The sequence below is a fragment of the Pseudooceanicola marinus genome, assembly GCF_002786295.1.
GTDB classification, from domain to species: domain Bacteria; phylum Pseudomonadota; class Alphaproteobacteria; order Rhodobacterales; family Rhodobacteraceae; genus Pseudooceanicola; species Pseudooceanicola marinus.
On record NZ_PGTC01000015.1, the window covers coordinates 42,577 to 58,510 of the forward strand.

At 67.8% G+C, this 15,934-nt stretch carries 17 protein-coding genes; 9 read left to right on the forward strand and 8 right to left on the reverse strand.

Annotated elements, in window-relative coordinates; all coding sequences use genetic code 11:
• Positions 1-11 precede the first annotated feature (11 nt).
• Positions 12-770: a Stf0 family sulfotransferase gene (locus tag CVM50_RS09445; protein WP_085889223.1), complete on the reverse strand. Its 759-nt coding sequence runs from the start codon at positions 768-770 to the stop codon at positions 12-14.
• A 301-nt stretch (positions 771-1,071) separates the two neighbouring features.
• Here CVM50_RS09445 and trpB point away from each other — a divergent pair, with 301 nt between their 5' ends.
• Positions 1,072-2,334 carry a tryptophan synthase subunit beta gene (gene trpB / locus CVM50_RS09450; RefSeq protein WP_085889222.1) on the forward strand — a complete coding sequence of 421 codons (1,263 nt, stop codon included), beginning with the start codon at positions 1,072-1,074 and terminating at the stop codon, positions 2,332-2,334.
• A gap of 155 nt (positions 2,335-2,489) precedes the next feature.
• Positions 2,490-3,251 (forward strand): potassium channel family protein, encoded by a 762-nt coding sequence (locus CVM50_RS09455; protein ID WP_085889221.1) that lies wholly within the window; start codon positions 2,490-2,492, stop codon positions 3,249-3,251.
• A 43-nt stretch (positions 3,252-3,294) separates the two neighbouring features.
• On the opposite strand, the gene CVM50_RS09460 is transcribed toward CVM50_RS09455, so the two are convergent.
• Positions 3,295-3,615 (reverse strand): antibiotic biosynthesis monooxygenase family protein, encoded by a 321-nt coding sequence (locus CVM50_RS09460; protein WP_085889220.1) that lies wholly within the window; start codon positions 3,613-3,615, stop codon positions 3,295-3,297.
• A gap of 292 nt (positions 3,616-3,907) precedes the next feature.
• Here CVM50_RS09460 and CVM50_RS09465 point away from each other — a divergent pair, with 292 nt between their 5' ends.
• The 4 genes from CVM50_RS09465 (at position 3,908) to CVM50_RS09480 (ending at position 6,915) form a co-directional block, all read left to right on the forward strand.
• Positions 3,908-4,537, forward strand: a complete 630-nt coding sequence (locus CVM50_RS09465) for a 50S ribosomal protein L25/general stress protein Ctc (protein ID WP_085889296.1) — start codon at positions 3,908-3,910, stop codon at positions 4,535-4,537.
• Positions 4,538-4,684: 147 nt separating this feature from the next.
• Positions 4,685-5,413 (forward strand): aminoacyl-tRNA hydrolase, encoded by a 729-nt coding sequence (gene pth, locus CVM50_RS09470; protein WP_085889219.1) that lies wholly within the window; start codon positions 4,685-4,687, stop codon positions 5,411-5,413.
• The gene (locus CVM50_RS09475) at positions 5,410-6,447 is read left to right on the forward strand and encodes a DUF2332 domain-containing protein (protein ID WP_085889218.1); all 1,038 of its coding nucleotides are present in this window, start codon (positions 5,410-5,412) and stop codon (positions 6,445-6,447) included. Before pth ends, CVM50_RS09475 begins: the two co-directional genes overlap by 4 nt.
• Positions 6,448-6,519: 72 nt before the next feature.
• Positions 6,520-6,915, forward strand: coding sequence for a DUF2237 family protein (locus CVM50_RS09480; RefSeq protein ID WP_085889295.1), 396 nt, complete (start codon positions 6,520-6,522; stop codon positions 6,913-6,915).
• Positions 6,916-7,037: 122 nt separating this feature from the next.
• On the opposite strand, the gene CVM50_RS09485 is transcribed toward CVM50_RS09480, so the two are convergent.
• The gene (locus CVM50_RS09485) at positions 7,038-8,204 is read right to left on the reverse strand and encodes an alpha-hydroxy acid oxidase (protein ID WP_085889217.1); all 1,167 of its coding nucleotides are present in this window, start codon (positions 8,202-8,204) and stop codon (positions 7,038-7,040) included.
• 165 nt (positions 8,205-8,369) lie between these two features.
• Here CVM50_RS09485 and CVM50_RS09490 point away from each other — a divergent pair, with 165 nt between their 5' ends.
• The gene (locus CVM50_RS09490) at positions 8,370-9,341 is read left to right on the forward strand and encodes a bile acid:sodium symporter family protein (RefSeq protein WP_085889216.1); all 972 of its coding nucleotides are present in this window, start codon (positions 8,370-8,372) and stop codon (positions 9,339-9,341) included.
• Positions 9,342-9,526: 185 nt separating this feature from the next.
• Positions 9,527-10,240 (forward strand): hypothetical protein, encoded by a 714-nt coding sequence (locus tag CVM50_RS09495; protein WP_143515629.1) that lies wholly within the window; start codon positions 9,527-9,529, stop codon positions 10,238-10,240.
• 74 nt (positions 10,241-10,314) lie between these two features.
• On the opposite strand, the gene trpA is transcribed toward CVM50_RS09495, so the two are convergent.
• The 3 genes from trpA to ribA form a co-directional block, all read right to left on the reverse strand.
• A complete protein-coding gene (gene trpA / locus CVM50_RS09500) occupies positions 10,315-11,106 on the reverse strand; it encodes a tryptophan synthase subunit alpha (RefSeq protein WP_085889214.1) in 792 nt (263 codons plus the stop codon).
• A gap of 135 nt (positions 11,107-11,241) precedes the next feature.
• Positions 11,242-11,748, reverse strand: a complete 507-nt coding sequence (locus CVM50_RS09505; RefSeq protein ID WP_085889213.1) for a L,D-transpeptidase family protein — start codon at positions 11,746-11,748, stop codon at positions 11,242-11,244.
• The gene (ribA, locus tag CVM50_RS09510) at positions 11,745-12,836 is read right to left on the reverse strand and encodes a GTP cyclohydrolase II (protein ID WP_085889212.1); all 1,092 of its coding nucleotides are present in this window, start codon (positions 12,834-12,836) and stop codon (positions 11,745-11,747) included. Before ribA ends, CVM50_RS09505 begins: the two co-directional genes overlap by 4 nt.
• Before the next feature lie 171 nt (positions 12,837-13,007).
• On the opposite strand from ribA, the gene CVM50_RS09515 reads away from it, so the two are divergent.
• Positions 13,008-13,697 carry a response regulator transcription factor gene (locus CVM50_RS09515; RefSeq protein WP_085889211.1) on the forward strand — a complete coding sequence of 230 codons (690 nt, stop codon included), beginning with the start codon at positions 13,008-13,010 and terminating at the stop codon, positions 13,695-13,697.
• Positions 13,698-13,992: 295 nt separating this feature from the next.
• On the opposite strand, the gene CVM50_RS09520 is transcribed toward CVM50_RS09515, so the two are convergent.
• Together CVM50_RS09520 and CVM50_RS09525 are read right to left on the reverse strand one after the other, a co-directional pair.
• On the reverse strand, positions 13,993-15,633 hold the full coding sequence (locus CVM50_RS09520) for a methyl-accepting chemotaxis protein (RefSeq protein WP_085889210.1): 1,641 nt from the start codon (positions 15,631-15,633) through the stop codon (positions 13,993-13,995).
• A complete protein-coding gene (locus tag CVM50_RS09525; protein ID WP_085889209.1) occupies positions 15,630-15,929 on the reverse strand; it encodes a hypothetical protein in 300 nt (99 codons plus the stop codon). Before CVM50_RS09525 ends, CVM50_RS09520 begins: the two co-directional genes overlap by 4 nt.
• Between the last annotated feature and the right edge of the window lie 5 nt (positions 15,930-15,934).

Here is a 15,934-nt window from a genome sequence, read left to right on the forward strand (position 1 = left end):
CTGATCCCGGCTCAGGCCATCGTGTCCTCCTGGAAACGCCGGATCCAGTCGCGGCTTTCGTCGTCGCCCGCGTCGGGAACCTGCTCCGGGGCGGGGGCCGCCCCTTCCGCCGCGGCAGGGTCAAGGCCCAGCTCCGTCAGCAGCCGGGCGAGGACCCCTTCGGGATCGGCCGCCAGGTCGTCATACTCCAGCAGAATCGGCTCGATGCCCTCGGAGGCGAACCAGCTCTCCCAGGTGGCGTCCATCTCGGCAAATTGTTCCATCTTCCCGGCGATCGCAGTGCGGTCGTAGACGGGGATACTGTCCGGGGCGGTGCCGTCGGTCTCGTTGCCCTCGGCATCCTCGTACCAGTAGCCGGTCTGCAGCGTGCGCAGCATCGAGACGGCGCGGCCCAGAAGGTCGGCGCGCCTCAGGTAGATGATCCGGTGGCGCCCCATGTCCGCCGCGATGCGGGCGGCGTCGTTCGGCTGGTCGGGGTGCAGGGCCTTCAGGGCAAGGCGGAAGGTCGCCAGGCTGCTGGGTTGCAGGCGCAGGGCAAAGATCCCGTCTCGGGTCCCCTTCGCGCGCGCCAGACGATAGCCCTCGCGGGCCAGCTCGGCCGCGGTGACGTCGCCGGGCACCTCGGCCTCCATGCTGTGCAGCCGCGCCCGCATGCCCGCGCCGCGCACATAGGCGCCAGGCCATCCTGCGACGCCGCTGTCGCGCAGCATGTTGGTCAACAGGGTCGCGCCGCTGCGCGGGGAGGAGCACAGGATATAGCCGTCAATCATCACCCAAACCTCATCACTCTTAACATCTCAGCTCGTATTTAATTCAACCTGAGGGCGTCTTGTGGCGGTTTTGTGGCACGGGGGCGGGCGCAATGGGCAGACCGGAGGGCCGGTGGTGCTGCCCCCTTGCGCGAGGCGCGCGCAATTCACCTCACGGGGGGGATATGTCCGGCAAAGAGAAGACCGGGCGCTGGTCCCCGTGTGGCGCCGCCGGTGCCTGCGGCGTGGCGTTTCCCTTGCCCGGTGGGGTCCTTCCGGCTACATCAGGCGAAACCCCGCAGCCCGGAAACAGGAGCTTTCCATGGACGATCTCATCAACAGCTTCATGACCGGCCCGGACGAGAAGGGGCGCTTCGGCCTGCATGGCGGACGCTTCGTCAGCGAGACCCTGATGCCGCTGATCCTCGACCTGGAGGCCGAGTACGAGAAGGCCAAGACCGACGACGACTTCTGGGCGGAGATGCGGGAGCTCTGGACCCATTACGTCGGCCGTCCCTCGCCACTGTATTACGCCGAGCGGATGACCGAGGAGCTGGGTGGCGCGAAGATCTACATGAAGCGCGAGGAGCTGAATCACACCGGCGCGCACAAGATCAACAACGTGCTGGGGCAGATCCTGCTGGCGCGGCGCATGGGCAAGACCCGGATCATCGCGGAAACAGGCGCGGGCCAGCACGGCGTGGCCACCGCCACCGTCTGTGCCAAGTTCGGCCTGAAGTGCATCGTCTACATGGGCGCCCATGACGTGAAGCGCCAGGCGCCCAACGTCTTCCGCATGCGCCTGCTGGGCGCCGAGGTGGTGCCGGTCAAATCCGGCCGCGGCACCCTGAAGGACGCGATGAACGACGCGCTGCGCGACTGGGTGACCAACGTGCACGATACCTTCTACTGCATCGGCACCGTCGCCGGGCCGCACCCCTATCCGGCCATGGTCCGCGATTTCCAGTCGGTGATCGGCAAGGAAACCCGCTGGCAGCTGGAAGAGCAGGAAGGCAAGGGCCGCCTGCCCGATACCGTCATCGCCTCGGTCGGCGGCGGGTCCAATGCCATGGGCCTTTTCTATCCCTTCCTCGACGACAAGGAGGTGGCGATCATCGGTGTCGAGGCCGGCGGCAAGGGCGTCGACGACCGGATGGAGCATTGTGCCTCGCTGACCGGCGGGCGTCCGGGCGTTCTGCACGGCAACCGGACCTACCTGCTGCAGGACGATGACGGCCAGATCCTGGAAGGCTACTCGATCTCCGCCGGTCTGGATTATCCCGGCATCGGCCCCGAACACAGCTGGCTGCACGACATTGGCCGGGCGCAATACGTCCCCGTCACCGACAAGGAGGCGCTGGACGCCTTCCAGATGTGCTGTCGCACCGAAGGCATCATCCCGGCGCTGGAAAGCAGCCACGCCGTCGCCCACGTGATGAAGATCGCGGGCGACCTGCCCAAGGACCACATCATCGTCATCAACCTGTCGGGCCGTGGCGACAAGGACATCTTCACCGTGGCCGATTACCTGGGCTTCGACATGACCGACACCGGCGGGGCCGCCGAGGGCCGCAAGGTCGAGTGAGCGGCGCGTGACGCGGCCCCGGTCCGCCTGAAACCACTGCGACCCCGCTCCGGCGGGGTCGTTTCGTTTCGGCCCATCTCTCTTCCGCCAAGGCAGGACTGGCCAAGGGGCAGACGGGGCGGCAGACTGGCCGGACCCGAAAGGACGGAGGGGTAATGAAGGCGAAGATCCGCGAGCTATACGAAGGCCACAGCGCGGCGGCGCATCGGTTCCGCTACGCCCTTCTGGCCTTTGATGCGGTGACGATCCTTTTCGTCATCGTCACCTCCTTCTTCCACCATGCGCGGGCGGTGGAGATCGCCGATGCGGTCTTCGGCGTGCTGATCCTGGCGGATTTCCTGGTGCGGGTCTGGCTGGAACGGCGGCGGGGGCGGATGTTCCTGCGTCCGGCCACCTGGGCCGACATCGCGGCGCTGGTGTCCTTCCTGGCGCCGATCGCCGGCGAGGGGCTGGGTTTCCTGCGGATCCTGCGCACCCTGCGGCTTCTGCATGCCTACCAGACGCTGATCCGCCTGCGCCAGGACCTGCCCTTCTTCCGCGCCAACGAGGAAGTGGTGCTGGCCATCGTCAACCTGACGGTCTTCCTCTTCGTGATGACCGGGCTGATCTATGCCTCGCAATACGGGGTGAACCCCGACATCGGGAACTATGCCGATGCACTGTACTTCACCGTGACCACGCTGACCACGACGGGCTTCGGCGATATCACTCCGATGGGCACCTGGGGCCGAATGCTGGCCGTGGGGGTGATGATCTTCGGCGTGTCGCTGTTCCTGCGCCTATTGCAGGTGCTGTTCCGCCCCACCAAGGTGCGCCACGAATGCGACGAGTGCGGGCTGTTGCTGCATGACCCGGACGCGGTGCATTGCAAGCATTGCGGCGCCCTGGTCCATATCCGCACCGACGGAGAGGTCTAGGCGCCAGGCCACGGGCGACAGGATTTGCCGCCCGGGCAGAGGATCAGCTCTCTTCCAGGAAGCTCTCGAAGCCCTCGAAGCTGGGCGGGCCCATCAGGGCGTCCTTGGTCTTGCTGTTGCCGGCGTTCTTGTGCGCATCGCGGAACTGCTCGGACTTGGTCCAGGCCTCGAAGGACTCCTTGCTGTCCCAGACCGTGTGGGAGGAATAGAGCCGGTGATCCTCGGCCTCGGGGCCGCGCAGCATGCGGAACTCGACGAAGCCGGGCATCTCCTTCAGGCGGCTTTCGCGGGTGGCCCAGATCTCCTCGAAGGCGGCCTCGTGGCCGGGGCGCACCTTGAATCGGTTCATGGCAATGAAGGTCATGTCGTGTCTTTCGCTGATGTGGGGGGAGGAGCGGGCAGGACGCGACAGGGCGCCGGGCTGGCATCACCCGTGATATGGACCCAGGCGCGCCGCAGGGTCAAGGGCAGGGGGTGCGGCCCGCCGCCGCCCGGGCGCGGGCATGGGGGAGAGGGACCAAAACGCGCCATGTGCGCGGCAGACGGTGCCTGGGGGCGAATCCCGCTTCCCTTCGCGCAGGAATCCGTGTAAGCGCGCGGGACTTGAACGCGGGTATACAGCCTTGGAGGATACCCGCCCCATTAGGAGAATGAAAATGGCTGGAGAAATTCCTGATCTCGTGGCCCAGGAACGTGCGGGGACGGGCAAGGGCGCCGCTCGCGCAGCGCGTCGCGCTGGCATGGTTCCTGGTGTCGTTTACGGTGGCGATGTTGAGCCCCTGGCAATCGAGCTGCCCTTCAACGACCTGCTGACCCGCCTGAAGAAAGGCCGCTTCCTGGCGACCCTCTACAACCTGAAGGTTGAGGGCCAGGAAGACGTGCGCGTGATCTGCCGCGCCGTTCAGCGTGACGTCGTGAAGGACCTGCCGACCCACGTCGACTTCCTGCGTCTGCGTCGCACCACCCGCGTGAACCTGCACATCCCCGTCGAGTTCGTCGGCCACGAAGCGGCCCCCGGCCTGAAGCGTGGTGGCGTGCTGACCGTGGTGCGTGCCGACGTCGACCTGTCGGTCATCGCCGGTGACATCCCCGATCACATCACCGTCGACCTGACGGGCAAGCAGATCGGTGACACCATCACCATCAGCGAAGTGACCCTGCCCGAAGGCGTGAAGCCCACCATCGAGCGTGACTTCGTGATCGCCAACATCACCGCCCCCTCCGGCCTGGCTGCCCAGGACGACGCAGAGGACGAAGCGGAAACCGAAGAGGGCGGCGAGGAGTAATCCTCCCCTCCCATCGGGATCTGATGACAGACCCCCGCCCGGCGCAGGCCCGGCGGGGGTCTTGCGTTTCAGGGGGCCGCCCGCCGCGCCCGGCTGGACCCGCCCCCACCCTTCCACTAGATATTGCCGGGCAGAAGGAGGGTTCCCATGCAGCTTTTCGTCGGCCTCGGAAATCCCGGGGGCAAATACGCCGGCAACCGCCACAACATCGGTTTCATGGCGCTGGACCGGATCGCCGAAGATCACGGTTTCGGGCCGTGGAAGGGCAAGTTCCAGGGCGAGATCACCGAGGGTGTGCTGGGGCGCGAGAAAGTGCTGCTGCTGAAGCCGATGACCTTCATGAACAACTCCGGCCAGTCGGTGGGCGAGGCCATGCGCTTCTACAAGCTGACGCCGGCCGATGTGACCGTCTTCCATGACGAGCTGGACCTGGCGCCGGGCAAGCTGCGGCTGAAACAGGGCGGCGGGCACGCGGGGCACAACGGCCTGCGTTCCATCCATCAGCACATCGGGGCGGAGTACCAGCGGGTGCGCATGGGCGTGGGCCATCCAGGGCACAAGGACAAGGTGGCGCCCTACGTGCTGTCCGATTTCGCCAAGGCCGATCAGGGCTGGCTGGACGACGTGCTGCGCGGCTGCGCCGAGGGCGCGCCGGAGCTGGCGGCGGGCGAGGGCGGCAAGTTCCAGAACGCCGTGGCCCTGCGGGTGAACCCGCCGCGCAACAAGGACAATGCGGCAAGCAAGACGTCCGACAAGCCGGCCCCCGCCTCCGGCAGCCAGGCCGCTGCCGCCCAGAAGGCGCAGCAGATGAAGGCCGCCGCCGATGCCAGGGACCGCCGCACGCCCCTGCAGAAGCTGAAGGACAAGTTCCGGTGACCGGCGCGGCCCCGGCCCCCTGGCAGGCGCATTTCCTGCACCAGGCCGAGTCCTGCGAGGGGCTTGGATCCGATTTCACCGCCGGGCTGCTGCGCCTGCTGTCACAGCGGATGCGCGGCGGCGCCGTGGCGCGGCGGGTGGCCCATTGGGCGCCCGATCAGCTGGGCCCAGACGCGGTGGCCCTGCGGCTGGCCGGTGGTCTGCACGCGCTGGTCCTGATGGGCCGCGACCGGGCGCTGGCGGCGGTGTATCCGCCGCATCACGTTGGGGGCGAAGCCCTTTGGGAGGCTCTGGCCCCGGCGCTGCTGACCCATGAGGCGCATCTGCTGCACTGGCTCGACAGCGCGCCGCAGACCAACGAGATCCGCCGCGCTGCCGGGCTGATCCTCGGCGCACAGATCCTCGCGGCACGGTTTCCGGGCCTGCCGCTGAAACTCTCCGAACTGGGGGCCTCGGCGGGTCTGAACCTGGGGTTCGACCGCTATGCCTTGCAGGTGGGGGGGCGAGGCTGGGGCGCGCGTGATCCGGTGCTGACGCTCTCACCCGACTGGGAGGGGCCGCTGCCGCCCGAGGGCACCTTCCAGGTGGCCGATGCCCGCGGGGTCGATCTGAACCCGCTTGATCCCGGCAAACCGGAGGACGTGCTGCGCCTGCGCAGCTATCTCTGGCCCGATCAGCCCGAGCGGCGCGCCTTGCTTGACGCGGCGCTGGCCGTGAAGGCCCCCCGCGTCGATCGGGGCGATGCGGCCGCCTGGCTGGCCGAACGGCTGGCGCCCCCGGCGGAAGGCCGGCTGCATCTGGTCTATCACACCATTGCCTGGCAGTATTTCCCGGAGGTGACCAAGGCCGCCTGCCTCGCCGCGCTGGAGGCCGCCGGCGCCCGGGCGACCGAGGCGGCGCCCCTGGCGCGCCTGTCCTTCGAGGCGGACGGCAACCGGCCCGGCGCGCTTCTGCGGCTGACCACCTGGCCCGACGGCGCGGTGCAGGTGCTGGGGCGGATGGATTTCCACGGCCGCTGGTTTCACGCGGCCTGAGCGCCCCCTCGCCGCAGGCCGTTCATGCTGTTAAGCTGAGGGTGAAATCCGGAAAGGAGCGGCGCCATGACCATGGACAAGGACCCCTCGATCAACGCCCTGGGCGGCGTGCTCGAACCCTGCTCGACCCATCCGATGACGGGCTTCTTCCGCAATGGCCAGTGCGACACCTGCGCCCAGGACCAGGGCAGCCACACGGTCTGCGCGGTGATGACGGCGGAATTCCTGGCCTATTCGAAATACGTCGGCAACGACCTTTCGACACCCATCCCGCAGTTCAACTTCCCCGGGTTGCGCCCCGGGGACCGCTGGTGCCTTTGCGCCGCGCGGTTCCTGCAGGCCCATGACGAGGGCTGCGCGCCCCAGGTCCGGCTGGAGGCCACGCATATCCGCGCGCTGGAAGTCGTGCCCCTGGAGGTGCTGCAGCTTTACGACGATACCGGCGCCGGATCCGCGTCCGACCGGTAGCGCCCCGCGCGGCGGCATCCGCCGCCCCAGTCTTCTCTTTGCCAAGAATATCCCGGGGGACTCAGCGTGCTGAGACGGGGGGCAGAGCCCCCCGTGTTCGCTTCGCCTTCGGCCCCCGGCGCTCAGGCCGTCCAGCGACCCGAGAAATCTTCCGGGATCAGCAGGTCGTCGCGGGACATGTCGGTGATCTTGCGCTTGCCGCACAGCGCCATGGAGATGTCCATCTCCTTGGCGATCACCTCCAGCGCCTTCTCCACCCCCTCGCGGCCCATGGCGCCCAGCCCGTGGACGAAGGCGCGGCCGATGAAGGTGCCAGTGGCGCCCATCGACACCGCCTTCAGCACGTCCTGGCCCGACCGGATGCCGCTATCCAGATGCACCTCGACCTCGCCGCCCACGGCCTGCAGGATCGGGTCCAGCGCCCGGATCGAGCTGAGCGCGCCATCCTGCTGGCGCCCGCCGTGGTTCGACACCAGAATCGCGTCGCAGCCCACCTTGGCGGCCATCTTCGCATCCTCGGGGTCCAGGATCCCCTTCAGGATCACCTTGCCGCCCCACATCTCCTTGATCTGCTCGATCTTCTTCCAGTCCAGACGCGGGTCGAACTGTTCCGAGGTCCAGGACATCAGCGACGAGGGATCGGTGATCCCGTCCACGTGGCCCACGATGTTGCCGAAGCCGCGGCGCTTCGTCTGCAGCATCTTCAGCCCCCAGGACCAGCGGGTCGCCAGGTCGGCCATGGATTTCGGGGTCAGTTTCGGCGGGGCCGAAAGACCGTTCTTCAGGTCCATGTGCCGCTGGCCCAGGATCTGCAGGTCCAGCGTGATGACCAGCGCCGAACATTTCGCCGCCTTGGCGCGCTCGATCAGCCGGCGCAGGTAATCGTCGTCCTTCATCGTGTAGAGCTGGAACCAGAAGGGGGCCGAGGTGTTCTCGGCCACGTCCTCGATCGAACAGATCGACATGGTGGACAGGGTGAAGGGCACGCCGAATTTCTCGGCCGCCTGGGCGGCCAGGATCTCGCCATCGGCGTGCTGCATCCCGGTCAGGCCGACGGGGGCCAGGGCCACGGGCATGGCGACCTTCTGACCGATCATTTCGGTCTCCAGGCTGCGGTCGCTCATGTCCACCGCGACCCGCTGTTTCAGGCGGATCTTCTGGAAGTCGGTGGTGTTCTCGCGGAAGGTCTGTTCCGTCCAGGAGCCGCTTTCGCAGTAGTCGTAGAACATCTTCGGCGTGCGCCGCTTGTGCAGGCGTTTCAGGTCGTCGATGCAGGTGATGACGGGCATGGGCAGGCTCCCCGGGATAGGTGGTCAGGTTTTCTTACCAATCCTGCCGCGGCGCGGCAAGGGACAGGGGCGCACAGGCCCGGACACCGCCGCAAGAGCGGCAGAGATTGACTTGGCCGCGCCGATGCCTCAGGCGAGAGCCGGACCAAAGATGGGGAGAGGCGCGTGAGCTTTCTGAAACGTATCGGGATCGACACCTACATGATCCTGCTGTTCGTCATGGTGCTGGCCGGCGCCCTGCTGCCTGCGCGCGGGATCGCCGCCGAAGGGCTGGGCATCGCCAGCTATTGGGCGGTCACGCTGTTGTTCTTCCTCTACGGGGCGAAGCTGGACCCGGGGTCGGTCCGGGCGGGCTTCCTGAACTGGCGGCTGCAGGGGTTGACCTTCGCCGCCACCTACCTGCTGTTCCCGGCGCTCGGGCTGCTGATGGCCGCGCTTTTCGGCGGGGTGCTGGGGCCGCAGATGACGACGGGGCTGCTGTTCCTGTCGATCCTGCCCTCCACGGTACAAAGCTCCATCGCCTTCACCTCCATCGCCGGTGGCAACGTGCCCGCCGCCATCTGTGCCGCCTCGGTGTCGAACATGGTGGGGGTCGTGCTGACGCCCCTGCTGGCGGCGCTGGTGCTGCACCAGGAGGGCGGCGGCGTTTCGCTGGACGCGGTGATCCGCATCGGCGAACAGATCGTGCTGCCCTTCGTCATCGGCCAGTTGCTGCGCCGCTGGATCGGTGGCTTCGTCGCACGGCACAAGGTCCTGACGATGCTGGTGGACCGGGGCGCGATCCTGCTGATCGTCTATTCCGCCTTCAGCGCCGGCACCGTGGCGGGGCTGTGGACGCAGATCCCGGCGCTCAGCCTGGTGATCCTGCTGGCGGTGGTCTGGCTGTTCCTGGCGCTGGCCTTCGGGCTGATGGCGGGGATGGGCCGGCGCTTCGGCCTGCCGGGGGAGGATCGGGTCGTGCTGCTGTTCTGCGGCTCGACCAAGAGCCTGGCCAGCGGTCTGCCCATTGCCTCGGCCCTGTTCCCGGCGGCGGCCGTGGGCGCCATCGTCCTGCCGACGATGCTGTTCCACCTCTCGCAGCTGCTGCTGAGCTCAATCCTGGCGCAACGCTGGGCGCGGTCCCCGCTGCGCGACTGAGGCGCATTCGGCGCGTGCCCGGCGGGGGCGTGCGCTTTGGTGGGCCGGAACTGGTCCGAAAACACTCGAAAACCCTGCATTTTCACCTGATTAGGGGGTGCCTTCGGGGCCACTGCGGCGCTGACCGGGCGCCCGGGCCGTGCTAGGCTGTGGCCGAACAGCTGTCAGATGCGAGGGATCTAAGGATGGGCAGAATTGCGGCGTTTCTACTGGGTGTCTCTCTTTCGCTTCTTGGAACGGGCGCGGCGCGGGCCCAGCTGGGGGTGGAAATCATGGTGCCCCGGGGTGTCGACATGCGCTTCGATCCCTCCGCCATCACGCAGCGCGACTATGGCGCCTCGGTGATCGGCTCGGTGCGGGCGCTGTCCGGTCACAGCATCCTGCCGCCGGAGGTCACGGGCCACGACCTGACCTCGGGCGAGGTCGATCCCTATCGGCGCACGGCCGTCCTGCGGGCACAGCGCGACAGCACGTCGGGGCCGCTCGGTGCGGGCTACCCGGGGTCCCTGACCGCCGAGGCGCGCGCTGTGGTCGATGATTATCGCCTGCAAAGCAACCCGTTGACCTCCCTGTCGGGCAACGTGGCGGAGCTGGGCGGAAGCGAACCCTTGCTGAACCTCTCGCCGGCGGAGCTGCTGCGTTACGAGGAACTGTCGCGGGGCGTGTCGACGCTGACCTTCGATCAGCTGGCCGAGATGCAGGAGCTCTATCGGCGCGGGATGGGCAACCCCGACCCGGGCACGCCCGGCGTGCCGTCGCAGGTGCCGGGCACCCTGCCGCAGGGGCCGCTGGTGCTGCGCGGCATGGAGGCCTGCTCCAAGGTCGTCGACAACGGGTTGCTGTGCCGGCACCTGGACCCCGAAGGCCCGTCGTACCAGCAGTATTGCACCTGCAACTAGACGGCCTCGGATGCCATGAAAAAGGCCGCCCTTGGGGCGGCCTTCGGTCTGTCCGGCAATCAGGCCACCGGCGCTCAGGCGCTGTGGGCGCCGTCGGCCAGGCTCTTGATGAAGGCCAGGATCTCCTCGACCGGCTTGCCCGAGGCGATTTCGTTCACGATGGCGGACCCCACGACGCAGCCATCGGCCACGCCCGCGATGTTTTTCGCGGTCTCGGGGGATTTCACGCCGAAGCCCACGATGATCGGCAGGTCGGTGCCCGCCTTGATCCGCTGCACTTCCGGCGCGACCATCTCGGCGGAGGCCTCGGCCGAGCCGGTGATCCCGGTGATCGACACGTAGTAGACGAAGCCCGAGGTATTGGTCAGCACCTTCGGCAGACGTTTGTCGTCGGTGGTGGGCGTCGCCAGGCGGATGAAGTTCAGCCCCTTGGCCTGGGCGGGCAGGCAGAGCTCGTCATCTTCCTCGGGGGGCAGGTCGACGATGATCAGCCCGTCGATGCCGGCGGCCTTGGCCTGATCCAGGAAGGTGTCCACGCCGCGCGAGTAGATCGGGTTGTAGTAGCCCATCAGGACGATCGGGGTGGTGTCGTCCTCCTCGCGGAAGGCCTTGGCCATCGCCAGGGTCTTGTCCAGGGTCATGCCCGCTTCCAGCGCGCGCTGGCCGGCCAGTTGGATCGTCGGGCCGTCGGCCATGGGATCGGTGAAGGGCAGGCCCAGTTCGATCACGTCGACCCCTGCGGCGGGCATCCCCTTCATCACCGCGAGCGAGCGTGCCTCGTCCGGGTCGCCAGCCATGATGTAGGCGACGAAGCCCTTCTTCCCCTGCGCCTTCAGATCGGCGAATTTCGCGTCGATACGGCTCATTCCGGCCCCCTTGTTTCGTCCCGTCGGGTTTGGCGGAAAACCGTTGCTCTGGCAAGGGTGGTGGCGGGGGAGGGGCTCTGCCCAAGCCGCTGGAGCGCGGCAGATGGAAGGGGGAGGCCCTGTCCCGATGAGGTGTCAGAGACCGAAGAGGGGCGGGATCGTGATCTCCGAGCCCGGGGGCAGGGCGCACGCCAGGGCGTGCAGGTGGTCGCGGCGCAGGGCCAGGCAGCCCTCGGTCGGAAAGCGGGGGTGGCGCCATTGGTGCAGGAAGATGGCCGAGCCCCGCCCCGGTGTCGCCTCGGGCCAGTTCCAGTCCAGCACGAAGACCAGGTCGTAAAGCGGATCGGCACGGCGCAGCCGTTCGTGGCTGGCGGCAAAGGGCGCGCGGACATGGTGGTTGTAGTCGGGGTGGTCGGGCGCGTCGCACCACAGGTCGCCGGGGCCGATGGGACGGGCCCAGGGGGCCGGGCGGGCCAGGCGGTCGGCGCGATACCACAGCTCGCCCACGCGCAGGGTCTCAATCGGTGTGGCACCGTCCCCTTCGCGCTTTGCGTCGCTCAGCCCGCCGCGGCCGATGGCGCAGGGGAAGGTGCGGTTGCCGATCCGCAGGCCCTGCGGTGTGAGGCGCGCGCGGAGGCTCACAGCAGATGCCCCGACTTCGAGGCCTTGGTGGCGAGGTAGCCGCGGTTGTGGGCATTTTCGCCGACCTTCAGGGCCACGCGGTCAACCACGTCGATGCCGTTCTTTTCCATCATCGCGATCTTGCGCGGGTTGTTGGTCAGCAGCCGGACGGAGGAGAAGCCCAGCCGGTCGAGCAGTTCGGCCCCCAGGCGGAAGTCCCGCTCGTCATCCTCGAAGCCCAGCCGGTGGTTGGCCTCCACCGTGTCGAAGCCCTGGTCCTGCAGGGAATAGGCGCGCATCTTGTTGGCCAGACCGATGCCGCGTCCCTCCTGATTGAGGTAGAGCAGCACGCCCGCGCCCTCCTGGCCCATCTGGGCCAGGGCCGCGTGCAACTGCGGGCCGCAGTCGCATTTCAGCGATCCCAGGACGTCGCCGGTGAAACAGGCCGAATGCAGCCGCGCCAGCACGGGGGTGTCGCGGGCAGGGCGGCCGATTTCTACCGCGTAGTGCTCCTCGCCGCCGTCCTCGGGGCGGAAGATGTGCAGGCGTCCGGCCTCCGAGACCTCGATCGGCAGCCGGGCGGAGACCACGGGGCGCATCGGGCTGAACCGGTCGAGGTGCAGCGCCGCGTCATCGGCCGCCAGCAGGGTGAGGTTCCAGTTGCGGGCGAAGGCCTCGGGCGCGTCCAGTGGCAGCAGCAGGGCGGCGGGCAGCAGGCGGGCGGTTTTCGCCAGCTTCAGCGCGATGCGGTGCAGCGCCGCCTCGCCGTCGCGGCGCGCCATCAGCGGGCCCTTCATCGGGTGGCGCAGGTCATCCGCCGGGTCTGCCAGCGCCCGGACCCAGCTGGTTTCGGCGCCCTTCGGCAGCGGCAGGCGGGCCAGGTCGCCGTCATAGGGGCGGGCCTTCAGCGTCTCGGCCCGGCGGGCGGTCAGGGCCAGGTCGGCAGTGCCGGGCAGGCCCTGCACCTCGGCCAGTCGGGCTGGCGTCAGGGTCTCCGCCGCCAGCACCAGCGCGCCGCCGCCATGGGCCGCCAACACCACCGGCACGCCCAGGCGCAGGTCGGTCCGCGCACGGGCCAGGCATTCGGTGATGTCGGGGGCGAGACTCATCGGGCGCTTCCTTGAAACTGGCGGTTGTCATAGCCTGACTTGACGGTGTTTGAAACAATCCCCGCGTGGGGGACACGGATGCGTGAGATATTTGCAGCAAATCTTGTCACCCTTGCAGCCCCCGTCCACCTGTCTGACAGGACAGATGAAATTGCAGCGGAGGCGCGCGCCATGGCACAACAACTGAAGAAGATCCTGCTGGTCGACGATGATGACGATCTGCGCGAAGCGCTGAGCGAACAGCTGGTGATGACCGAGGATTTCGACGTCTTCGAGGCCGGGTCCGGCGCGGAGGCGATGCAGAAGGTCAAGGAAGGCCTGTTCGAGCTGATCATCCTCGACGTGGGTCTGCCCGACACCGACGGGCGCGAGCTGTGCCGGCTGATGCGCAAGCAGGGCGTGAAGAGCCCGGTGCTGATGCTGACGGGGCATGACAGCGACGCCGACACGATCCTGGGTCTGGATTCCGGCGCCAATGACTACGTCACCAAGCCCTTCAAGTTCCCGGTCCTGCTGGCCCGCATTCGGGCGCAACTGCGCCAGCATGAGCAAAGCGAGGACGCCGTGTTCCAGCTGGGCCCGTATTCCTTCCGCCCGGCGATGAAGCTGCTGGTGACCGAGGAGGATAGGAAGATCCGGCTGACCGAGAAGGAAACCAATATCCTGAAGTTCCTCTACCGCTCGACCGAGAGCGTGGTGCCGCGCGATGTGCTGCTGCATGAGGTCTGGGGCTACAACGCCGGGGTCACGACCCATACGCTGGAGACGCATATCTATCGCCTGCGCCAGAAAATCGAGCCCGACCCATCCAATGCCCGCCTTTTGGTGACCGAAAGCGGCGGATATCGGCTGGTGGCGTGAACCCGCTTCGAATGTAAGGAATTCCGGACTTTCTCCTTTGGGCTGTGCCGCGTAACAAGAGAAAGGTTCCCGGGAACCAACCCGCACATATCCGGGTTAGATATGTACCTCCCTGTTGGACTGGCCCGGGCTTTGCCCGGGCTTTTTCTTGCCCAGCCCCCGCACAGACCGCCTTTGACACCTGGGCGCAGGACACATCTCGTGGATCAGCTGGGTGTGGATCAGCGGGCCGATACCCTCGTCTGTCGGTCCGGCAGGATGGGCGCAGGGCGACGCCCGGGCCCAGGGGGATGCGTCAGAACTCGCTCCATTCGTCGCTGGCCGCAGCGGGCGGGGCGTTGACCACCTTTTTCTGCGCCACGGGGGCGCGGGGCGCGCTGTCCAACGGAGTGAAGATCCCCATACTGTCGTCGCCCGTCTCATGGTCCTCGCCGGTCTGGAACCGTAGCATCAGTGTCGACAGGGCCTCCGCCTCGCGGTTCAGAGCCGAGGAGGCGGCGTTGGTTTCCTCGAACATGGCGGCGTTCTGTTGCGTGACCTGGTCCAGCTCCTTCATGGCCTGATCGATTAGCGCGATGGAGCCGGATTGTTCGTTGGCGGAGGAGGCGATCTGCGCCACCAGTTCGGCCACGTCCGAGACCGCTTCGGCAATGCTGCGCAGGGCCTCGCCGGTTTCGTTCACCAGGTCGACGCCGTTCTGCACCTGCTCCGAAGACCTGGCGATCAGTTGCGAGATCTCGCGGGCGGAGGTGGAGGAGCGCGCAGCCAGGGCCCGCACCTCGGTTGCCACGACGGAGAAGCCGCGCCCGGCCTCGCCCGCCCGGGCAGCCTCGACCCCGGCGTTTAGGGCCAGCAGGTTGGTCTGGAAGGCGATGTCCTCGATCACCTGGATGATTTTGTGGATCTCCGACGAAGAGGTTTCGATGGCCGCCATGGCGTTGACCGTGCGCTGCACCACCGTATCCGAAACCGCCGAGCGCGAGCGTGCTTCCTCCGCCACGCCGGAGGCGCTGCGTGCGGCCTCGGCGGTGGAGCGGACATTCTGGTTGATCTCCTGGATGGCGTTCGCGGTTTCCTGCAGGGAATGGGCCTGGCGTTCCGTCCGGTTGGCCAGCGAATCCGAGGCAGTGGCGATGGAATCCGCGTCTTCGGAGACCGAGCGGGCGTTGCGGATCACCTGTTGCACGGTGCCTCGCAGTTCCGCGATGGCCTCGTTGAAGTTCTGGCGCAGGCTGTCGTGGGCCGGATCGAAGGCCGTCTGGATGGAGACCGACAGGTCGCGCCGCGCCAGGCGGGTCAGGGCATCGCCCAACTGTTGCACCACCTGTTCCTGCACGCGGACTGCCTCGCGCTGCATCTTCTGTTCGCGCTCGGCGGCGCGGACGCTGGCCTCCGTCGCCTCGGCCATGTGGGTGTCCAGCCGCTGGCGTTCGCGGATCAACAGGTAGAGCACGGCGGCCTCCAGCGCGACGATGGTGCCGTGCAACCCGGTGCGGGCGAGGTTTTCCACGAGGTCGACCGAGGGGTAGATCAGCCCCGGCATCGCCACCGTCAGGACGACGTGCTGCACGGCGATGGCGGCGGCGGAGGTCAGGATGACCCGCCCATCCGACAGCGACATCGTCACCGCCAGCAGCGCGAAATAGAGCATGTGGCTGTCCATCTGCCAGGGATGGCCGGTCAGCGCGGCGGAGAAGGCCATGGCCTGGCCGGTCAGGGCCAGGCCGATCAACACCCGCCCGTGCCGCCCGCCGGTCATCGTGCCGAAGAGGGCGACGGCGGCCATGAGCACGGCGAAGGCGCCGACCGGGAACCAGGCGTTGCCCACTAGAAACGCCGCCCCCGGCGCCAGCGGCACCAGCGCGACGGTCAGCTGCGCCAGGCGCGTCATGGCCCGAACCTGGGCCTCCTTGAACTCTGTGTTCTTGGGTATCATCCGCTGTCTCCGCAGAGGGACGCAAGGGCGCCCCCGTCAAGGACGAGGAACGGACCCGCCGCCCGCAGGCTGGCCCCGAAACCGGGGCTGTCGGCCTGGACCAGCGTGCCCAGCAGGCTGACCGTCGTGCCCAAGGCGCGGGCGCCCGCGCGGGCGATCGCCCCGTCGCGGTCCACCCAGGGGGGTGAAACGACCAGCACCAGCCCGCTGTCCGCCGGTGGCAGCGACATCAGCGCCACCGCCGGGCCGCCGAGGGCCAGCATCAGGGCTGTCACGGTGATCTGCATGACCTGCACGGGGC

Coding starts and splice junctions, on each gene's coding strand:
- CVM50_RS09495 (WP_143515629.1), top strand. CDS start 9,527: ATGGGCAGAATTGCGGCGTTTCTACTGGGTGTCTCTCTTTCGCTTCTT.
- CVM50_RS09455 (WP_085889221.1), top strand. CDS start 2,490: ATGAAGGCGAAGATCCGCGAGCTATACGAAGGCCACAGCGCGGCGGCG.
- CVM50_RS09465 (WP_085889296.1), top strand. CDS start 3,908: ATGGCTGGAGAAATTCCTGATCTCGTGGCCCAGGAACGTGCGGGGACG.
- CVM50_RS09480 (WP_085889295.1), top strand. CDS start 6,520: ATGGACAAGGACCCCTCGATCAACGCCCTGGGCGGCGTGCTCGAACCC.
- trpA (WP_085889214.1), bottom strand. CDS start 11,106: ATGAGCCGTATCGACGCGAAATTCGCCGATCTGAAGGCGCAGGGGAAG.
- pth (WP_085889219.1), top strand. CDS start 4,685: ATGCAGCTTTTCGTCGGCCTCGGAAATCCCGGGGGCAAATACGCCGGC.
- ribA (WP_085889212.1), bottom strand. CDS start 12,836: ATGAGTCTCGCCCCCGACATCACCGAATGCCTGGCCCGTGCGCGGACC.
- CVM50_RS09445 (WP_085889223.1), bottom strand. CDS start 770: ATGATTGACGGCTATATCCTGTGCTCCTCCCCGCGCAGCGGCGCGACC.
- trpB (WP_085889222.1), top strand. CDS start 1,072: ATGGACGATCTCATCAACAGCTTCATGACCGGCCCGGACGAGAAGGGG.
- CVM50_RS09520 (WP_085889210.1), bottom strand. CDS start 15,633: ATGATACCCAAGAACACAGAGTTCAAGGAGGCCCAGGTTCGGGCCATG.
- CVM50_RS09515 (WP_085889211.1), top strand. CDS start 13,008: ATGGCACAACAACTGAAGAAGATCCTGCTGGTCGACGATGATGACGAT.
- CVM50_RS09460 (WP_085889220.1), bottom strand. CDS start 3,615: ATGACCTTCATTGCCATGAACCGATTCAAGGTGCGCCCCGGCCACGAG.
- CVM50_RS09485 (WP_085889217.1), bottom strand. CDS start 8,204: ATGCCCGTCATCACCTGCATCGACGACCTGAAACGCCTGCACAAGCGG.